Origin of the sequence: Sphingomonas azotifigens NBRC 15497 (assembly GCF_002091475.1) — a bacterium.
Classification (GTDB): Bacteria; Pseudomonadota; Alphaproteobacteria; order Sphingomonadales; family Sphingomonadaceae; genus Sphingomonas; species Sphingomonas azotifigens.
The window spans coordinates 217,395-235,001 of sequence record NZ_BCTR01000014.1; the positions used below are offsets into that span (position 1 = coordinate 217,395).

Annotated in this window: 11 protein-coding genes; 9 read left to right on the forward strand and 2 right to left on the reverse strand. The window is 69.6% G+C overall.

The window, feature by feature from the left end; genetic code table 11:
• Positions 1-150: 150 nt before the first annotated feature.
• The 3 genes from SAZ01S_RS07250 to SAZ01S_RS07260 all read left to right on the forward strand — a co-directional run bounded on the left by SAZ01S_RS07250 (position 151) and on the right by SAZ01S_RS07260 (position 4,752).
• Positions 151-672, forward strand: coding sequence for an RNA polymerase sigma factor (locus SAZ01S_RS07250; protein WP_139809973.1), 522 nt, complete (start codon positions 151-153; stop codon positions 670-672).
• Positions 666-1,709 carry a FecR family protein gene (locus SAZ01S_RS07255; RefSeq protein ID WP_084581464.1) on the forward strand — a complete coding sequence of 348 codons (1,044 nt, stop codon included), beginning with the start codon at positions 666-668 and terminating at the stop codon, positions 1,707-1,709. Before SAZ01S_RS07250 ends, SAZ01S_RS07255 begins: the two co-directional genes overlap by 7 nt.
• Positions 1,710-1,866: 157 nt before the next feature.
• Positions 1,867-4,752 (forward strand): TonB-dependent receptor, encoded by a 2,886-nt coding sequence (locus SAZ01S_RS07260; RefSeq protein ID WP_245824683.1) that lies wholly within the window; start codon positions 1,867-1,869, stop codon positions 4,750-4,752.
• A 39-nt stretch (positions 4,753-4,791) separates the two neighbouring features.
• Here the strand turns inward: SAZ01S_RS07260 and SAZ01S_RS07265 are convergent, their stop codons facing one another.
• Positions 4,792-5,982 (reverse strand): sensor histidine kinase, encoded by a 1,191-nt coding sequence (locus tag SAZ01S_RS07265; protein WP_245824684.1) that lies wholly within the window; start codon positions 5,980-5,982, stop codon positions 4,792-4,794.
• Positions 5,983-6,027: 45 nt separating this feature from the next.
• On the reverse strand, positions 6,028-7,272 hold the full coding sequence (locus SAZ01S_RS07270; protein WP_084581468.1) for a sigma-54-dependent transcriptional regulator: 1,245 nt from the start codon (positions 7,270-7,272) through the stop codon (positions 6,028-6,030).
• Between the two features lie 139 nt (positions 7,273-7,411).
• Here SAZ01S_RS07270 and SAZ01S_RS07275 point away from each other — a divergent pair, with 139 nt between their 5' ends.
• From SAZ01S_RS07275 to SAZ01S_RS07300, 6 genes are all read left to right on the forward strand, one after another.
• Complete coding sequence (locus SAZ01S_RS07275) at positions 7,412-8,695, forward strand: efflux RND transporter periplasmic adaptor subunit (RefSeq protein WP_245824686.1); 1,284 nt, start codon at positions 7,412-7,414, stop codon at positions 8,693-8,695.
• A 9-nt stretch (positions 8,696-8,704) separates the two neighbouring features.
• Positions 8,705-9,385 (forward strand): ABC transporter ATP-binding protein, encoded by a 681-nt coding sequence (locus SAZ01S_RS07280; RefSeq protein ID WP_084581470.1) that lies wholly within the window; start codon positions 8,705-8,707, stop codon positions 9,383-9,385.
• Between the two features lie 94 nt (positions 9,386-9,479).
• Positions 9,480-11,891: an ABC transporter permease gene (locus SAZ01S_RS07285; RefSeq protein ID WP_084581472.1), complete on the forward strand. Its 2,412-nt coding sequence runs from the start codon at positions 9,480-9,482 to the stop codon at positions 11,889-11,891.
• Between the two features lie 12 nt (positions 11,892-11,903).
• Positions 11,904-14,312: an ABC transporter permease gene (locus SAZ01S_RS07290; RefSeq protein WP_084581474.1), complete on the forward strand. Its 2,409-nt coding sequence runs from the start codon at positions 11,904-11,906 to the stop codon at positions 14,310-14,312.
• A gap of 12 nt (positions 14,313-14,324) precedes the next feature.
• Complete coding sequence (locus SAZ01S_RS07295; RefSeq protein ID WP_084581476.1) at positions 14,325-16,772, forward strand: ABC transporter permease; 2,448 nt, start codon at positions 14,325-14,327, stop codon at positions 16,770-16,772.
• A 67-nt stretch (positions 16,773-16,839) separates the two neighbouring features.
• Positions 16,840-17,607: a metallophosphoesterase family protein gene (locus tag SAZ01S_RS07300; protein ID WP_084581478.1), complete on the forward strand. Its 768-nt coding sequence runs from the start codon at positions 16,840-16,842 to the stop codon at positions 17,605-17,607.

Consider the following 17,607-nt stretch of genomic DNA (forward strand, 5'->3'; position numbering starts at 1 on the left):
TGTAGTGCGGGACGTTCCGGGCTCGGACGCGGGAAAATCATCCGCGCCCCTGTCCGGGTTCGACGCCGCCGCGTGTCTTTGTCTATGGCCCGATCCGGGGCGACAAGGGGCGAACGGCGTGCGGCACGGGCGAAGATCGAAACGAGACGCATGCCGGTGACGCTGGCAGCCCGCACCGAGCCACCGATCGGCGCCAGCGAGCGCGCGCACCTCGTCGCCTTTCTGCGTCGCCGCTGCGGCAATCCGGCGCTCGCCGAGGACATCGCCCAGGACGCGATCGTCCGCCTGGTGGATTTCGCCCGCCGCGAGCGGGTGGACCATCCGCAAGCGCTGCTCGCCCGCATCGCCACCAATCTGTTGATCAATCACCATCGGCGCGAGGCGCGGCTGATCGCCGGGCTGGCCGACGATCCGGTCGATGAGCGCCCCTGCCAGGAACGCGCGGCGGTCGATGCCGATCGGCTCGACCAGCTCCGACAGGCGATCGACGCGCTGCCGCCGCTCCGCCGCGAAGTGCTGATCCGCCGCCGGCTGGAAGGCCAGAGCTATCGCGAGATCGGCGCGGCGCTGAACCTGTCGAGTGCCGCCGTCGAGAAACATGTCGTGCGCGCGCTGGCCGATCTGCGGGCCTATCAGGAACGCCACAAGATCGAGGGGGACACGCCATGGTGATCCAGCTCGGCACCTTCCGCAGCTATGAGGAGCGGCTGGAGGAAATCCAGGCGCAGGCGGCCTATTGGGTCGCGCGCGAGCAATCGGGTCGAATGCGCGAGGCGGAGCGGATCGCGCTGCGCGAATGGCTCGCCCGCAGCCCGGCGCACGAGCTTGAATATCAGTTGCTCGACCATCTTTACGCCTCGGACGAGCTGGAGGCGGCGCTGGCGCTCGCGCCCCGCCATGCCCCTGCCCCGGCGGTGCGGACGACGCTGGCCGATCGCTTGCGGCCCTTGCTCGCCGGGATTGGCGCGATCGGTCGCCCCGCCCTCGCCTTCGCCATGGCGCTGGTGCTCGGGCTGGTGGCCTTGCAGCAGATCGCGCCCGAGCTGCTCGCCACGCTGTTCCCCCAGCCCGCAGGGCTGCGCCACGATCGGCTGGTCACCCGCCCCGGCGAGCGACTCGTCTCCCATTTGCCCGACGGCACCAAATTGTACCTGGACGGGGACACCGAGCTCGACGTGGCGTTCGAGGCCCGGCGGCGCCATGTCACGCTTCGCCGCGGCAACGCGCTGTTCGATGTCGCCCACGATACGCACCGCCCGTTCGACGTGACCGCGCCGCGCGCGACGGTGCGCGTGCTCGGCACCCAGTTCCTGATCAGCGACCGGAGCAGCCGCACCACCGTCGATGTGTTCCGCGGCACCGTCGAGATCGACCCCAGCGGCATCGGCGACGCCAACGCCGTCCGCGCGAGCCGGGGTTCGCGCGTCTCGGTCGGCAGCGAGCTGATCCTCGAAAAGCTCGGCGCACGCTCGGCGATCGACTGGAGCGAAGGCTGGGTCGACGAAGACGCGCTCCCGCTCGGCGAGCTCGTGGCGATGATCCGCGAGCGGACCGGCCGGCATGTCGCGCTCGACCCGCGGGTCGCGCATCTATCGGTGTCCGGGCGCTTTCGTATCACCGAACCCGATGCAGCGCTGAAACGTCTTGCGCTGGTCTACCCGGTCCGCGTCCAGTTCGAAGACGACGTCATCCGCGTCATGCCGAAGTAAAATGCAACAATTTCGACATACATCTGTCCCGGATAATTAATATTAATTTGTGAGTCCGGTCCGGCGGTGGTCGCGTGTCCTAAGCGGTGAAACAACCACACACCACCGGGGGATCCTAATGCGTCATCGTCTGCGTACCATCTTGCTCGCGTCTTGCATGTGCGCAGCGCTGCCCGCGTCGGCGCTGGCGCTGCCCGCAGTGGCGGGCGCCCAGCCGTTCGAGGCCGCGCACACTATCAACCTGCCCGCCCAGCCGCTGTCGGACGCACTGCGTGCCCTGTCGCGCCAGACCGGCGCCGAAGTGATGTTCGATCCCGCGCTGGTCGCCGGACGCCGGGCGCCGGCGGTGCGCGGCCGGCTCACCCCGCGTGCGGCGCTGGAGCGGCTGATCGCCGGCGCGCCGATCGCGGTTCGCTATGACGGCGGCGCCGCAATGCTGGTCAGGGGCCCGGTCGCACCCCAGCCCCAGCCTGCCGCCGAGCCGGCAAACCTGCAGGCGGTGACGGATACCGATGCGGTACCCGGCCAGCAGGAAGAGACTGCGATCGTCGTCACCGGCAGCTATTCGGATTCGATCGCCAACGCCCTCCAGCGCAAGCGCAAGGCCGACAATGTCGTCGATTCGATCGAGGCGGTCGACATCGCGCAATTCCCCACCCAGAATCTGGCCGAGGCGCTGCAGCGCGTGCCCGGCGTGACGATCGATCGCGATCGCGGCGAGGGCCTGTTCGTCAAGGTCCGCGGCCTCGGCGCGCAGTTCCAGGTGACGACGCTCAACGGCCAGTCGATCGCGGTGAACGAGAACATCCGCGACAGCGGCCAGTTCGGCCGCCAGTTCCGCTTCGACACCATCCCGTCGGAACTGATCGCCGGCGTCGACGTGATCAAGAGCCCCTCCGCCAATATCGAGGAAGGCGCGATGGGCGGCACCGTCAACATCCGCACCTTCAAGCCGCTCGCTCTGGAAGCGGGCAAAGTCGTCGCCTCGGCCTCGGGCAGCTATTCGGAGAAGGCCAACAAGGTCGATCCGAATTTCTCCGGGCTCGCCAGCTGGAAGAACGCCGACGGCACCTTCGGCGCGCTTATCGCCGCCGCCTATACCAAGCGCAGCGTGCGCCAGGATCGCCTGACCGAGATCGGCTGGGCCAACGTGCCCGGCGGTGTCGACACCGATGGCGATGGCAAGAAGGACAGCGGCCCGGTGATCGCCGCGACCGGCGTGCGCCCGACGCTGGAGCAGGAGGATCGCGAGCGCTACGCGGTCAACGCCGCGCTGCAGTTTCGCCCGTCCAGCGCGATCAACCTCGAGTTCGAAGGCTTCTACACCCGGCTCGACGACCGCTATGACGAGCTGACCTACTCGGTCGGCCTCGATTACACCAAGCTCGTCCCCGGCAGCGCGATCATCCGCGACGGCGTGCTGTTCGGCGGCATCAGCCCGACCGGTACCCAGATCAGCCGCGACATCTCGGACATGAAGCACGAGAACTGGTTCCTCGGCTTCAAGGGCGATCTGGTCGCCGGCGACTGGACCTTCCACCCGAGCGCCTACACCACCAAGGCGACCAGCAACACCAACGGCCCGATCACCCGCACGCGCCTGCTCGGCGATGTCGGCCGGGTAAAGCTCGTCATGCCGACCGCCGATGGCGACCGCATGCCCGACGTCACCATGTACGACGCCGATCTCAACAAGCCCGGCACGCTGCCCTTCCGCCGCATCGAGTGGCGTCCACTGCGCTCGGTGGACAAGGAGAAGGCGGCGGCCCTTTCGATCGAGCGCCCGCTCGTTTTCGGCCCGCTCACCAAGATCGAGTTCGGCGGCAAGTATCGCAGCCGCGACCGCGACTATCGTCGCCGCGACCTCAACATCACGACGCTGACCGGCAAATATTTCGACGCGAGCTATTTCAACGCCTTCCCGTTCAACGACTTTCTCGGCGGCACCACGGGCACGCTGCCCAAGACCTGGCTCCAGCCCGATCCCGATCCGTTCTGGATCGCGTCGGACACCAGCGGCACGCTGAACCCGACGCCGACCCGCGCCGACCAGCGCAACTCGTACAAGATCGGCGAAGACATCACGACCGGCTATGCGATGACCTCGCTGGAGACGGCGCTCGGCAGCATCGGCGTGCGCGGCAATATCGGCCTGCGCTATGCCCATACCCGCCAGACGTCCTCTGGCTATGCCGACAACGGCAAGGCGGCGCTGCCGGTGCGCTACGTCACCAGCTATGACGACGTAATGCCCTCGGCCAACCTCGTGTTCGAGCCGCAGAAGGACCTGCTGATCCGCCTGGCCGCCGCCAAGGTGATCACCCGGCCCTCGCTCGCCCAGCTCGCGCCGCGGCTGACGCTCAACTCCTCGGGCACGATCCTGACGGCGGTGGGCGGCAACCCGAACCTCAAGCGCTACCAGGCGTGGCAGTACGACGCGACGGCCGAATATTACTTCGCGCCGAAAAGCGCGGTGATCGCCGGCGTGTTCTACAAGGACATCGGCACCTTCGTGTACAACCAGGTGACCGACTTCGTCCTCGACGGCACCACCTACAAGCTCACCGCGCCCACCAATGGCGGCAACGCCAAGGTGTGGGGCATCGAGCTCGCCTATCAGCAGCCCTTCACCTTCCTGCCCGGCCCGCTCAAGGGCCTCGGCGTCCAGGCCAACTATACCCTCACCGACACCAAGGCGAGCTACAGCCCGACGCTGAAGGACCAGCTGGAGAATGTTGCGCGGCACAGCTTCAACCTCACCGGCTTCTACGAGATGGGGCCGTTCGAGGCGTGGGTGAGCTATAGCTGGCGCGGCAAGGTGCTGCAGGCGGTGGGCACCAACGACTTCCTCGCGATCAACGAGAAGCCGTTCGGCACGGTCGACGGCAGCATCAGCCTGCGCGTCGCCCGCAACGCCCAGGTGTCGCTACAGGGGATCAACATCCTCGATCGCGCCCAGGTGCAATATGTCGCGAACAACCTGCTCGGCGGCTATACCGATTATGGCCGCACCGTGCGCCTCACCGGCCGCGTGAACTTCTGATGCCGGCGTGCCGGGGCGGCCCCGCCGCCCCGGCATCGCTCACCCGCGCGGATCGATCGGCAGCCGACCCTCGAAGCACGCGCCGCGATCGCTCTCCCCCAGCGCAAGATCGCCGCCATGCGCGAGCAGGATCTGCCGGGCGAGCGCCAGCCCCACGCCGCTGCCCTGCGGCTTGGTGGTGAAGAACGGCCGGAAGATCGCCGCGACATCGGCCGCCGCCACGCCGGGGCCCGTGTCCGATACCCGCCAGAAGGCGGACCGCGCGTCCCGCCACAGTGCGAGCTCCACCTGCCCGCCCGTCTGTCCCGCCACCGCCTCGGCAGCGTTCTGCAGCAGGGCCCAGAGTGCGGCGCTCAGCTGATCGGCATCGCCGTGGAGCCGAATCGGCGCCGCCGCGTCGACGACCAGCGGCAGATCGGGCCAGCGCGTCGCGAACAGCCGCGACAGATCGTCGCCCAGCTCGCGCAGGTCGAGCGGCGCAAAGGCCGGCGCCGGCAGCCGCGCCAGCGAGCGATAGGCCTCGCCGAAACGCTGCAATCCCGCCGACCGCCGCGCCACCGTGCCCACCGCATCGCGGATCGCGGGCAGCGCCGGGGCCTCGTCCGCCAGCATGTCGGCGGCGGTACGGCTGAGCGAGGCGATCGGCGTCAGCGCATTGACGATCTCGTGGCTGAGCACCTGCACCAGGTCGCGCAGCGTCGCCGCTTCGGCGGCCTTCAGTTCCGCGTCGATATCGATCAGCGCGGCGAGCCTGCTGCGCGCGCCGCCCAGCGCGAACTCGCTGGTGGTGAGCGCGTAGCTGCGCCCGCCGATCGCCACCGTCGCCGCCCGGCCGGACGCCTCGCCGGCGATCGCCTCGGCGAGCAGCTCCGGCGGATCGGCGATCAGATCGGCCGCCCCGAACAGCCGCCGCGCGGCGCGGTTGATTGCGTGGAGCCGGCCCTCCTCGTCCAGCGTCACGATCGGTGCAGGCGACAGGTCGAGCAGTGCAGTCAGCCGCCGCTCGCGATGCGCGGGGTCGGGCGCCGGCATCGGCGCGGCGACCGGCACCAGCTTGGGCCGCTGTGCCTCGGCGATCCCCGTCACCAGTCCCCAAAGGCCCGCCAGTGCCGATACCAGCGCGCTGGCATAGAGCCCCGCGCTCCACGCCGCGGCGAACGCACCGCCGGCCAGCAGCAGCAACATGCCACGGAGCAGCGCCGCCCAGCCCCGCGCGCTCACGACCGCCATCCCCTGCAAAGGCGCCTCGCCCCTGCGACAGGCGATAACCGTGCCTCACAGCCCATATTTCGCCATCCGCCGGTAGAGCGCCGCGCGCGTCAGGCCCAGTTCGGCCGCCGCGCGGCTGACGTTGAAGGCATGGCGCTTGAGCGCCGCCGCGACCAACGTCGCTTCGCTCCGCCCCAGATGGAGGTCCGCCTTGATCGCCCGCGGTTCCAGCGTGTCCTCGGGCAGGCTCAGTCCCAGCGCGGGGACATCGATCGCCTCGCCGCCGCCGAGCAGGACCGCCCGCTCGATCGCCTGGCGCAGCCCGTGGACCCCGTCGGGCCAGGAATCGGCAGCGATCGCCCGCGCAGCCTCGTCGGTAAGCGGCCGCAGCGGCTGGGCATGGCGTCCGGCGTACAGCGCGCAGAAATGCCGCGCGAGCAGCAGCGCATCGCCGCCGCGTTCGGCTAAGGGCGGCAGGTCGATCTCCACCGTGTTCAGCCGGAAACGGAGGTCATCGGTGAGCGCGGCGCGGGTCGCCGCCCGGTCGAGGCGGCTGGTCGCCAGCACGCGCAGCCCGCCCAGCCGCCGCGCCAGCTCGGGCTGGAGCGCAGGCGTAAGCGCGTCGACGGCCTCGACCAGCAGCGTCGCGGCTTCGGCGGCCGCCACGCGGGCCTCGATCGCCGCAAGGTCCGCCACCGCGGCGTCGAGCACCACCAAGGGCCGTTCGGCACGCAACGAGGCGCGGTGGAGCAACTGCGCCGCCAGCGTCTTGCCGCTGCCGGCCGGACCGGTGAGCAGCACAGGCGCATCGGTCGGCCCCACCCGCGCGATGATGCCCCGCGCCGCCTCGATCGCTGGCGCCTCGCCGAGCAGCAGCAGCGCCTCCTCGCCCGAAGGCGCCGGGGCGGCCGCCAGCTTTGCCCGGCGCAGCGCCACCGCCCGCTCGACGGTGGCAAGCAGCCGCTCGTTGCTCCACGGCTTGATCACGAAGTCGCTGGCCCCACCGCGCATCGCCTGCACCGCCACCGCGATGCCGCTATGGCCGGTGACCACCACCACCACCGCGTTGCGATCAGCCGCGATCAGCCGATCGAGCATCCGGAAGCCCTCCTCGCCCGTCGTCCGCCCGCGCGCGAAATTGAGGTCGAGCAGGATCGCGTCGACCGGCCCCTCGGCCAGGCGCACCCAGGCGGCGTCGGGATCGGCCGCGCCGAGCACCCGCATGCCGCTGCGCTCCAGCAGCAGGGTGGCGGCGCGGACGATGTCGGGATCGTCGTCAATCACCAGGATGGTCGGCGATTCGGCTGGCACAGGCTTGACCGCTCCGGTTCAGTGTTCGGAATCGAACACTAGCTTGGACACTGTTCGGTTCAAGCGCCAGCACTTTCCAATCCGGCCAGTAATATCAGTACTTTAGGTGCGGACATTCGACTGCCGTACACTGGCGGACATGGACGTTACGCCCCTTCACACCAACGGCGCCGCGATGGATCGGCGGATCGAGCGCCCGCATGCGCGCCGCCGCAAGCTGCTCGTGCGCATCGGCCTCGGCATCGCCGCCGCCACCGCCGCGCTCGTGCTCTGGTGGTTCCTGCCGAGCTCGGGCAGCCTCGCAGTCGACGCCGCGGCGATCCGCACAGCGCCGGTCACCCGCGCGCCGTTCGCCGATTATGTGCCGCTGCGCGCGCAGGTCGCCCCGCTCCAGACCGTCTATGTAACCGCGGTCAGCGGCGGCCAGGTCGAGGTGCTGATCGCCAGCGACGGCCAGTCGGTCGCCGCCGGCGCCCCGCTCGCCCGGCTCGCCAACCCGACGCTGGCGCTCGACGTCGCCAGCCGCTCGGCCAACATCGCCGGCCAGCTCAGCTCGATCAGCGGCCAGCGCCTGTCGATCCAGCAGAGCCGTGAGCAGACCGAGCGCGACATCGCGTCCGCCCGCAACGAACTCGCCAAGGCCGAGGCGCTGCTCCGCCAGAAGCAGATCCTGTTCGACAAGCAGATCGTCACCGCCGCCGCGGTCACCCCGCTGCGCGAGGAAGTGACGTACCAGCGCGCGCGTCTGACCGCGCTCACCCGCAGCGCCGCCGAGGCGGGGCGGATGCTCGCCGACCAGTCCTCGGGCGTCGACGCCACCGCCGGGGAGCTGCGCGAGAGCCTCGCCATGACCCGCGCCGGCCTCGCCGCGCTGGTGGTGCGGGCGCCGGTGGCCGGGCGGCTCACCGCCTTCACCCTCCAGCCGGGGCAGATGATCAAGCCCGGCGACACGGTAGGCCAGGTCGATTCCGAGCGGGCCTGGAAACTGACGGCGGACGTCGACCAATTCTATCTCGGCCGCGTCCGCACCGGCCTCACCGCCGTCGCCGATCTCGATGGCCGCAGCCTCCCGCTCACCGTCATCAAGGTCCTACCCCAAGTCACCGAAGGGCGATTTCGGGTCGAGCTCGGCTTCCAGGGCACCGCGCCCACCGGCCTCAACCGCGGCCAGACGCTCGACGTGCGCCTGACCCTTGGCGCCGATCGGCCCGCCGTGGTCGCGCCGTCGGGCGGCTGGCTCGATGCGGGCGGCACCACCGCCTTCGTCCTGACCAGCGACAGCCGCGCCGTGCGGCGGGCGATCACCACCGGCCGCCGCAACCCCGACCAGGTCGAAGTCACCAGCGGCCTCGCCCCCGGCGACCGCATCGTGACCACGCCGCTCGCCACCTACGCCCCCTACCAGACCCTGCTGATCCACTAGGAGCCCGCCATGATCCAGCTGAACGCCATCCACCGCGCCTATCGCTCCGACGAAGTCGAAACGACCGCACTCGCCGAGATCGACCTCACCGTTGCGGCGGGCGAATTCCTCGCCATCATGGGGCCCTCGGGCTGCGGCAAGTCGACGCTGCTCAACATCCTCGGCACGATCGACCGCCCGACCAGCGGCGCCTATCTGTTCGAGGGCGAGGATATCGCCAAGGTCCCCGAGGCGCAGCTCGCCAAGCTCCGCCGCGACCGGCTCGGCTTCGTGTTCCAGAGCTTCAACCTGATCGACGAGCTGACCATCGCCGAGAATGTCGCGCTGGCGCTCGCCTATCGCTCGATGCCCTCGCGCGAGAAGCGCGAGCGCGTCGATGCCGCGATGGACCGGGTCGGCATCGCGCATCGCCGCAACCACCATCCGCACCAGCTTTCGGGCGGCCAGCAGCAGCGCGCCGCCATCGCCCGCGCGATCGTCGGAGAGCCCAGGCTGATCCTGGCGGACGAGCCGACCGGCAACCTCGATACCGAGAACGGCGCCCAAGTGATGGACATCCTCACCCGGCTGAACGCGGACGGCGCGACGATCGTGATGGTCACCCACTCGCCCGCCCATGCCGATATCGCCAAGCGCACGGTGCACATGCTCGACGGGCGGATCCTCTCCGCCGTGCGGCGGGCGGCGTGAAGCTCGATCGCGCGCTGACCGTGCTGGTGCTGCTGCTCCTCGCCGTCGCCCTGCTCCGCCATCTCTCGAACACCCGCGAACCGGGAGTGACGCCATGACATCGGCGCTGACCAGCTTCTACCGCTCGCTCATCCGCCACAAATTGTTCGCCGCGCTCAACATCGGTGGTCTGGCGCTGGGGATCGCGGTGTTCCTGGTGCTGTATCTGTTTGTCCGCTTCGAGACCGGGTTCGATCGCTGGATCCCGGGGGCGGACCAGCTCTACGTGATCCAGGAAACCTACCACATGGAGGGATATCCAGAGACCCCGAGCCCCTACACCATGGGCGCGGAGCTCGACCATCTCCACGCCGATTACCCGCAATTGAGCGGCACGCGCTTCTGGCCGCTCACCACCATTGTCCGCCAGGGCACGGCGAACAATCGTGAGGATCTGGTCGCGGTCGATCCCAATTACTTCCAGCTGATGGGTCTGCCGGTGATCGCCGGCGATCCAAGTCGCGCGCTCGCCGATGCCAACACCATGGTGATCACCCAGCGGATAGCCACTGCCTATTTCGGCGCGCAGTCGCCGCTCGGCCGCATGTTGCCTCTCGTCATCGAGGGCACGAGCTACACCTATCGCGTTGGCGCCGTGATCGCAGACAATCGCAAGGACCAAAGCTACACCGCCGACATCTACGTGCCGATGAACCGCGCGCGCTTCGGGAGCGAGTGGTTCGATCACTGGGGCAGCACCTCGCTCATCACCTTCCTGCACTTTCCCGATCCGGCCGCGGCGAGAGCGTTCCAAACCGAATTGAATCGCTTCGCCGAGCGCCGGGTGTTCGGGGAGAACATGAAAAAGGGAGAGTGGGAACAGTCGCTGCGGCCACTGACAGCGCACCATTTGTTCAACGCCGGCGACCGCGCGGTGGTGACCACCCTGGGCGCGGTCGGCGCGCTCACGCTGCTGATCGCGATTGTCAACTACATCAACCTCGCCACCGCCCGCGCCGGGCTGCGCGCCCGCGAGGTGGCGGTGCGCAAGGTGCTCGGCGGTACCCGCCGCGCCCTGGTACGCCAGTTCTTGATCGAGGCAGTGGCGACCGTGGCGATCGCCGCGCTCATCGGCCTTGCCCTCGCCGAACTGGCCGTGCCCTTCCTCAACAGCCTGGGCGGCCTGAACCTCGGCATCCGGTATTGGGGAACGGACAGCATCGTTCCGCCGCTGGTCTTGCTGGTGCTGCTGGTGGGTGGAATCGCCGGTCTGTATCCTGCGGCAATACTGGCTGGCTTCCGTCCCGCAGCGGTGCTGGCATCGGCTCGCGCGCCCGGCGGTGGCAAGGCGGGTGCGCGACTCCGGACAGGATTGGTCATCGTCCAGTTCGCGATCGCCATCGCCTTCGCGATCGGCACCACGGTGATGACGGCACAGGCAAACCATGTCCGCGCCGCCGACCTCGGCTTCCGCCGCGACGGGCTCTATGTGGTGCGGTCGCTGAATACCGGCGCGCTGCTGCCGGAGCAGAAATGGGCGCTGATGCGGGCCTGGGCGGCCTTGCCGGGCGTGAGCCATCTCACCCTGGCGCAGAACGCCCCCGGGGATCAGAGCCTCACCAACTTTTCCTCGATCAACCGGCCGGGCATGCAAGGCATTCGATCGCCGTCGCTGATGGATATCCGCGTTGGCGAAGGCTATTTCGAGACCTTCGGCGCGCACCTGATCGCCGGCCGCCTGTTCGACAAGGCACGCCCCGCCGATGACCTTGCCCTGCACCCCAAGGGTAGCGCCGGCGCGGTCAACACCATCATCAATCGCAGCGCGGTCGGACTGCTCGGTTTTCGCAGCCCGCAGGAGGCGATCGGCAAGCAGGTGGAGGGGAACGGTACGATGACGATCATCGGCGTCGTCGACGATCTGCGCTTCCGCGGCCCGCGCGAGGCAATCAGCGGCACCTTCTACCGCTATGACAGCCGCCCCTTGAACGACGCCTTCGTCACCCTCCGGTACGCGGGCGACCCGCAGAGAATGGCCGATGCAGTCGAAGCGACCTGGAAGCGCATCGCCCCCGCCGAACCGTTCAACGGCCGAACCGTCGAGGAAAATCTCTACAAGGCCTATTACGAGCAGGACACCCAGCGCACCCGGCTGTTCACCATGGGCGCGGTGCTGGCGATCGGGATCGGCTGCATCGGGCTGTATGGCCTGGCGGCGTTCGACACGACACGGCGGATCAAGGAGATCGGCATCCGCAAGGCGCTCGGCGCCTCCACCCGCGACGTGCTCCAGCTGCTGGTCGCCAAGTTCCTGCGGCCGGTGCTGCTCGCCAACCTGATCGCCTGGCCGCTGGCATGGGTGGCGATGCAGCGCTGGCTCTCGACCTTCGACGACCGGATCGGGCTGTCGCCGGCCTATTTCCTGCTCGCCTCGGCCATCGCGGTGCTGATCGCGGTGGCCACCGTCATCGGCCAGTCGTGGCGCGTCGCCCGCGCCGAACCGGCCCGCGCGCTCCGCTACGAATAGGACCGGCACCCCATGCACCGCCTCGCCTGGCTGGCCCTCTATCGCTCGTTCACGCGGCACAAGCTGTTCACGCTCGTCAATATCGGCGGGCTGGCGCTGGGCGTGGCGGTGTTCCTGATCCTCGCGCTGTTCGTCCGCACCGAGACGACGTTCGACCATGCGCTGCCCGGCTGGGACCGGACCTGGATCGTTCAGCGCAGCATGCAGTTCTCCGGCGCGCCGGAGGTGAACATCCCGACGCGGCGGGAGATGCTACCGCTATTGCAAGCCGACAATCCCGGCCTGCAGGGGGCCCGGCTGGCCGCGAACGAGGCCGCGGTGCGGATCGGCAACGGGAGCGCAGCCGAGCCGATCGGCTTTGTCGATCCCAATTACTTCACCTTCTTCCCGCTGCCGGTTGTGGCAGGCGATCCCGCCGCAACGCTACGGTCGCCCGACGGCGCCGTCATCACCGAAAGCGTCGCGCGCACCTATCTGCCCGGCAGCGGCGCCATCGGTCGCACGCTGACGTTCGCCGTCGATGGCAAGCCGCGGCTGGTGCGCGTCGGCGCCGTGATCCGCGATCTGCCAAAGTCGATCACCCAACGCCAGACGATCTTCGTCCGCCTCATGCCGGACACGCCCATGTTCGGCCGCAAGGGCAAGGGGCTGGTGACGTTCCTGCGGTTCGACGACGAAGCCGCGGCCGCACGATTCCTGCCCCAGATCACCAGCTTCAACCGCCGCCACCCCGATCCGGACTTCACCGGACCGGCGGACAAGCTGCGGCTGCGGCACCGATTGCTTCCGCTCGCCTCGATGCACCTGCGCGAGGAGCAGGATCGCGCGGTAGTCGCGGCACTCGGGCTGGTCGGCCTCCTCGTCCTGCTGGTGGCAATCGGCAACTATGTGAACCTCGCCACCGCCCGCGCCGGCCTGCGCGCCCGCGAAGTGGCGCTGCGCAAGGTCCTGGGCGCCAGCCGGCCGATGCTCGTCGCGCAGTTTCTGACCGAGGCGATCGCGACCACCGCGCTCGCCGGGTTGCTCGGGCTGGCACTGGCCGAATTGGCCCTGCCCCTGGTCAACACCCTCGGCGGCACCGACCTCCGGCTGGTCTATTTGGGGGCGGAGTCCGTGCTGCCGCCGCTGGCCGCGCTGATCGTGCTGCTGGGACTCGTTGCCGGCTTCTATCCGGCGCTGGTACTTTCCGGCTTCCAGCCGGGAACGATCCTGGCCGCGGCGGGAGCATCGGGCGGCGGACGTGCGGGTCGTCGCCTTCGCGCCACCCTCGTCGTGCTCCAGTTCGCCACCGCCATCGCGCTGATGATCGGAACCGCCGTGCTGTTTGCCCAGGCGCGACATCTGGACACCGCGGATCTCGGCTTCCACCGCGACGGGCTGTTGATGGTGCCCGCATTTGGCGACGAGGGTCTGGACGTTGCGCAGCGCCATGATCTCGCTGCCGCGCTGGCGGCGCTCCCGGGCGTGACCGGGGTCACCCAATCCTCGATCGCCGCGGGGGGCGGCAGCTATGGCATCGCGACGATGCACCGCGACGGCGCGACCGGCCCGGACCCGAACGTCGTGCAGGACGAGGTGGGGCCCGGCTTCTTCGCGCTCTATGGCGCCCGCCTGCTCGCCGGGCGCTGGCTGGATCCGACGCGCTTCGCCGGCGACGATGCCGCGCTTGCCACCGGCCCAGGCCGCAAGACCAACTTGCTGCTCAATCGCACCGCGGTCAGCCGGCTCGGCTTCGCCAGCCCTGCCGATGCGATCGGCCGCGCGGTCAACAATGGCGGCGATGCGGCGACCATCGTCGGCGTGATCGAAGACTTCCGGTTCACGGGACCCCGCGCGCCGGTGGAGCCGCAGGCCTATCTGCTGAAGTCGAAGGACCTGTTCGCCCCCGTGCTCGCCGCCCGGTATACCGGTGCGAACGCCCAGCCGATCCTCGACCGCTTCGAGGCGACCTGGCGGCGGATTGCCCCGAACGTGCCGTTCCAGGCGCTCACCGTCGACCAGCAGCTCTACGAACAGTTCCAGCGTACCGATGCCCAGCGCACCCGCCTGTTCACCGCCGGCGCGGCGCTCGCGGTGCTGATCGGCTGTATCGGCCTGTACGGCCTCGCTGCCTTCGATACCGAACGGCGGATCAAGGAGATCGGCATCCGCAAGGCGCTCGGCGCCTCGACCCGCGATGTGCTCCAGCTGCTGCTGGCGAAGTTCCTGCGGCCGGTGCTGATCGCCAACCTGATCGCCTGGCCGCTCGCCTGGGTGTCGATGGAGCGATGGCTGGCCGGCTTCGACGATCGGATCGCGCTCACGCCCTGGTACTTCCTGCTCGCCTCCGCGCTGGCGGCGGCGATCGCGATCCTGACCGTGCTCGGCCAATCGTGGCGGGTCGCCCGCGCCGAACCCGCACGCGCACTGCGCTACGAATAAGAGAGGACGCCGATGCCCCGCTTCGCCTTGCTGGCCCTGTACCGGTCGCTCACCCGCGACAAGCTCTACGCGCTGCTCACCATCGGCGGGCTGGCGATGGGGATCGCCACCTTCCTGGTGCTCGCGCTCTATGTCCGCTTCGAGACCAGCTTTGAGCGCTGGGTCCCGCGCTACGACCGCATCTACCGCGTGGATACCGCTGTGCAGTTCCCGGGCAGCCCGTTCAACGGCGCCTATCCCGCCACCATGCCGGGCATGCTGGAGCAGATGCGCGAAGACTTCCCCGGCCTGATCGGCACCCGCATCCGCGGCGGCGGCTTCCGCACGCCGAACGGCGCGAAGAGCGGCGCGGTGCTACGCGGCGGGATCGCGACCGCCGAGAATGTCGCGCAGATCGATCCCAGCTTCCTCGACGTGTTCGCGCTGCCGATGGTGCAGGGCGACGGCGCGCGCGCGCTGGGCGATCCGGGTGCGGCGCTGCTCAGCCGCTCGGCGGCGCGACGCTATTTCGGCAGCTCCGATCCGATCGGGCAGACGCTCACCATCAGCCTGGACGCGCCCGCCAATTACCGCGTGGCGGCGGTGTTCGAGGACCTGCCCGCCAACAGCGATCTCACAGCCGACATCCTGATCGCGATACCCAAGACCCCGCCGCCCTCCGAATGGGCCTGGTACAAATGGGGCACCGCCTCGGTCGCCACCTTCCTCCGCTTCGAGACGCCGAGCGCGGCGCGGGCATTCGCGGCCAGGCTGCCGTCCTTCATCGATCGTCGGGCGCGCCCGGACTTCGGCCCCGGCGCCTCGAAATGGCTGTCGCTGCCGCTCATCCCGCTCGCCGACACCCACCTCAAGCCATCGGGTCCGGAAAGCGCCAGCCGCCAGCTGATGGTGACCACATTGGGGTCGATCGGCCTGCTCACCCTGCTGATCGGCATCGTCAACTATGTGAACCTCGCCACTGCCCGCGCCGGTCTGCGTGCCCGCGAAGTAGCGATGCGGAAAGTGGTGGGCGCCAGCCGGGCCGCGCTGATCGGCCAGTTCCTGGGCGAGGCGATCGCCAGCGTCGCCGTCGCCGCGCTGCTCGGGCTGATGCTTGCAGAAGTCGGGCTGCCGCTGGTCAATGCCGCCGGCGGTACCGCGCTCGCCATGCCCTATATCTGGGCCTTGTCGCTGCTGGCGGCAGTCACGCTGGTCGTCGGCGTGGCCGCCGGTGTCTACCCCGCCCTGGTCCTCTCGCGCTTCCCGGCAGCCGCGGTGCTCGCCTCGGCGCGGGCACCCGGCGGCGGCAAGGCAGGCGCACGGCTGCGCGAGGCGCTGGTGGTGCTGCAATTCGGACTCGCGATCGCCTTTCTGATCGGCACGGTGGTGATGGCGGTGCAGATGCGCCACCTGCGCGTCGCCGATCTCGGCTTCCGTCGCGAGGGGCTGATCACCGTCACCTCGCTTGCCGACACCAAGATCGGGCAGGACCAGGCGCGTGCGTTTCTCGCAGCACTGCGCGCCCTTCCCGGTGTGCAGAGCGTCGGCACCGCCAATGCCGCGCCGGGCGGCGAAGGCATCAGCAACATCGACATCGTCGAGCAGCCCGGGCCGCCGGGCCAAGGCCCGCTGCTACGCTTGATCAGCGCCGGCCCGGGCTTCTTCGAGACCTATCGGCCACGCCTGCTCGCCGGCCGGTTGCTCGACGATGCCCACGCCGCCGACGATGCCAGCGACTGGAAGCGCTGGCCGCTGGGCCGCAACGTCGTGCTCAATCGCCGCGCGGTGACCGCGCTCGGCTTTCGCACGCCGGAGGAAGCGATCGGCAAGACCGTCGGCAATCCGCGACCGCGCACGATCGTCGGCGTGATCGACGAGCTGCGCTTCTTCTCGCCGCGCACGGCCGATACCGCCGCCTATTACATCTACACGCCGAACGCGGTGTACCAGCATATCGGCGCGGTGCGCTTCACCGGCGATCCGCGCGCGATGCTCGACACGGTGCAGGCGACGTGGCGGCGGATGATTCCGCAGGTGCCGTTCCGTGGTGACACGGCGGACCGGAAATTGGCCGATCTCTACACCGAAGACGATCGGGCGATGCGGCTGGTCGGCATCGGTACCGGCCTCGCGGTGCTGATCGGCTGCGTCGGCCTCTGGGGCCTCGCCGCGTTCAGCACCGCCCGCCGCGTGCGCGAGATCGGCATCCGCAAGACGCTCGGCGCCTCGGCCGGCGACGTCGCGCGGCTGCTGGTCGGCCAGTTCCTGCGCCCGGTACTGATCGCCAACCTGCTCGCCTGGCCGCTCGCCTGGTTCGCCGCGCGGACGTGGCTGGCGGGATTCGGCGATCGCATCGCGCTGTCCCCGCTCTATTTCCTCGGCGCCAGCCTGATCGCCACCGCGATCGCCGTGCTGACGGTGCTCGGCCAGTCGCTGCGCGCCAGCCGCGCCTCGCCCGCCTGGGCGCTGCGCAGCGAATAGGCCGCGCGGCGGCGATCCGCAGCGAATGGTTGCGGCCGGGGCGGATCCCGGTCTACCGGGGGCGATCATGCGTGCGCTGCGCTGGCCCTTTCGCACCTCTGCGCCCGACGCGGTGAGCTTCGCGGTCCCGCAGGGGGTGCGCGCCTATGCGATCGGCGACGTGCACGGCCGCCGCGACCTGCTGGAGCAGCTGCTGGCGCGCATCGATGCCGAGCGCCGCGCCGATCCGCGCCGGGAAGAGCATCTGATCCTGCTCGGCGACCTGATCGATCGCGGCCCCGAATCGCGCGGCGTGGTCGATCTGCTGCTGGCGCGGTCGCACGTCGATCCCGGGCTCACCCTGCTGTGCGGCAACCATGAGGAAATGCTGCTGGCGATCCTCGACGGCGCCGCCGACCAGCTGGACGCATGGCTGCGCTTTGGCGGCGCGGAGTGCGCCGAAAGCTACGGCGTCGATCCGCTCGACCTGCGCACGCAGCTGCCGGAGGCAGGGATCCAGCGGCTGCGCGCGGCGATCCCCGCGGCGCACCTCGCCTTTTTTCGGAACCTGCGGTCGTATTTCGCGCTCGGCGATTATGTGTTCGTGCATGCAGGGGTGCGGCCGGGCATTCCGATCGAGCGCCAGCAGGCACGCGACCTGCGCTGGATCCGCGCACCGTTCCTGCGCAGCACCGCCAATCACGGCGCGATGGTGGTCCATGGCCACACCATCAGCGAGGAGCCCGAGAGCCTGCCGAACCGCATCGGCATCGATACCGGCGCCTATGCGAGCGGCCGGCTGACCGCGCTGTGCATCGACGGCGCTGAACGCCGGTTCCTCGACGTTCGCGGCTGA

What these genes read in the sequence shown, in the direction of transcription:
- SAZ01S_RS07255 (WP_084581464.1), top strand. Translation starts at nt 666, where the DNA reads ATGGTGATCCAGCTCGGCACCTTCCGCAGCTATGAGGAGCGGCTGGAG.
- SAZ01S_RS07285 (WP_084581472.1), top strand. Translation starts at nt 9,480, where the DNA reads ATGACATCGGCGCTGACCAGCTTCTACCGCTCGCTCATCCGCCACAAA.
- SAZ01S_RS07250 (WP_139809973.1), top strand. Translation starts at nt 151, where the DNA reads ATGCCGGTGACGCTGGCAGCCCGCACCGAGCCACCGATCGGCGCCAGC.
- SAZ01S_RS07260 (WP_245824683.1), top strand. Translation starts at nt 1,867, where the DNA reads ATGTGCGCAGCGCTGCCCGCGTCGGCGCTGGCGCTGCCCGCAGTGGCG.
- SAZ01S_RS07295 (WP_084581476.1), top strand. Translation starts at nt 14,325, where the DNA reads ATGCCCCGCTTCGCCTTGCTGGCCCTGTACCGGTCGCTCACCCGCGAC.
- SAZ01S_RS07300 (WP_084581478.1), top strand. Translation starts at nt 16,840, where the DNA reads ATGCGTGCGCTGCGCTGGCCCTTTCGCACCTCTGCGCCCGACGCGGTG.
- SAZ01S_RS07265 (WP_245824684.1), bottom strand. Translation starts at nt 5,982, where the DNA reads ATGGCGGTCGTGAGCGCGCGGGGCTGGGCGGCGCTGCTCCGTGGCATG.
- SAZ01S_RS07275 (WP_245824686.1), top strand. Translation starts at nt 7,412, where the DNA reads ATGGACGTTACGCCCCTTCACACCAACGGCGCCGCGATGGATCGGCGG.
- SAZ01S_RS07290 (WP_084581474.1), top strand. Translation starts at nt 11,904, where the DNA reads ATGCACCGCCTCGCCTGGCTGGCCCTCTATCGCTCGTTCACGCGGCAC.
- SAZ01S_RS07280 (WP_084581470.1), top strand. Translation starts at nt 8,705, where the DNA reads ATGATCCAGCTGAACGCCATCCACCGCGCCTATCGCTCCGACGAAGTC.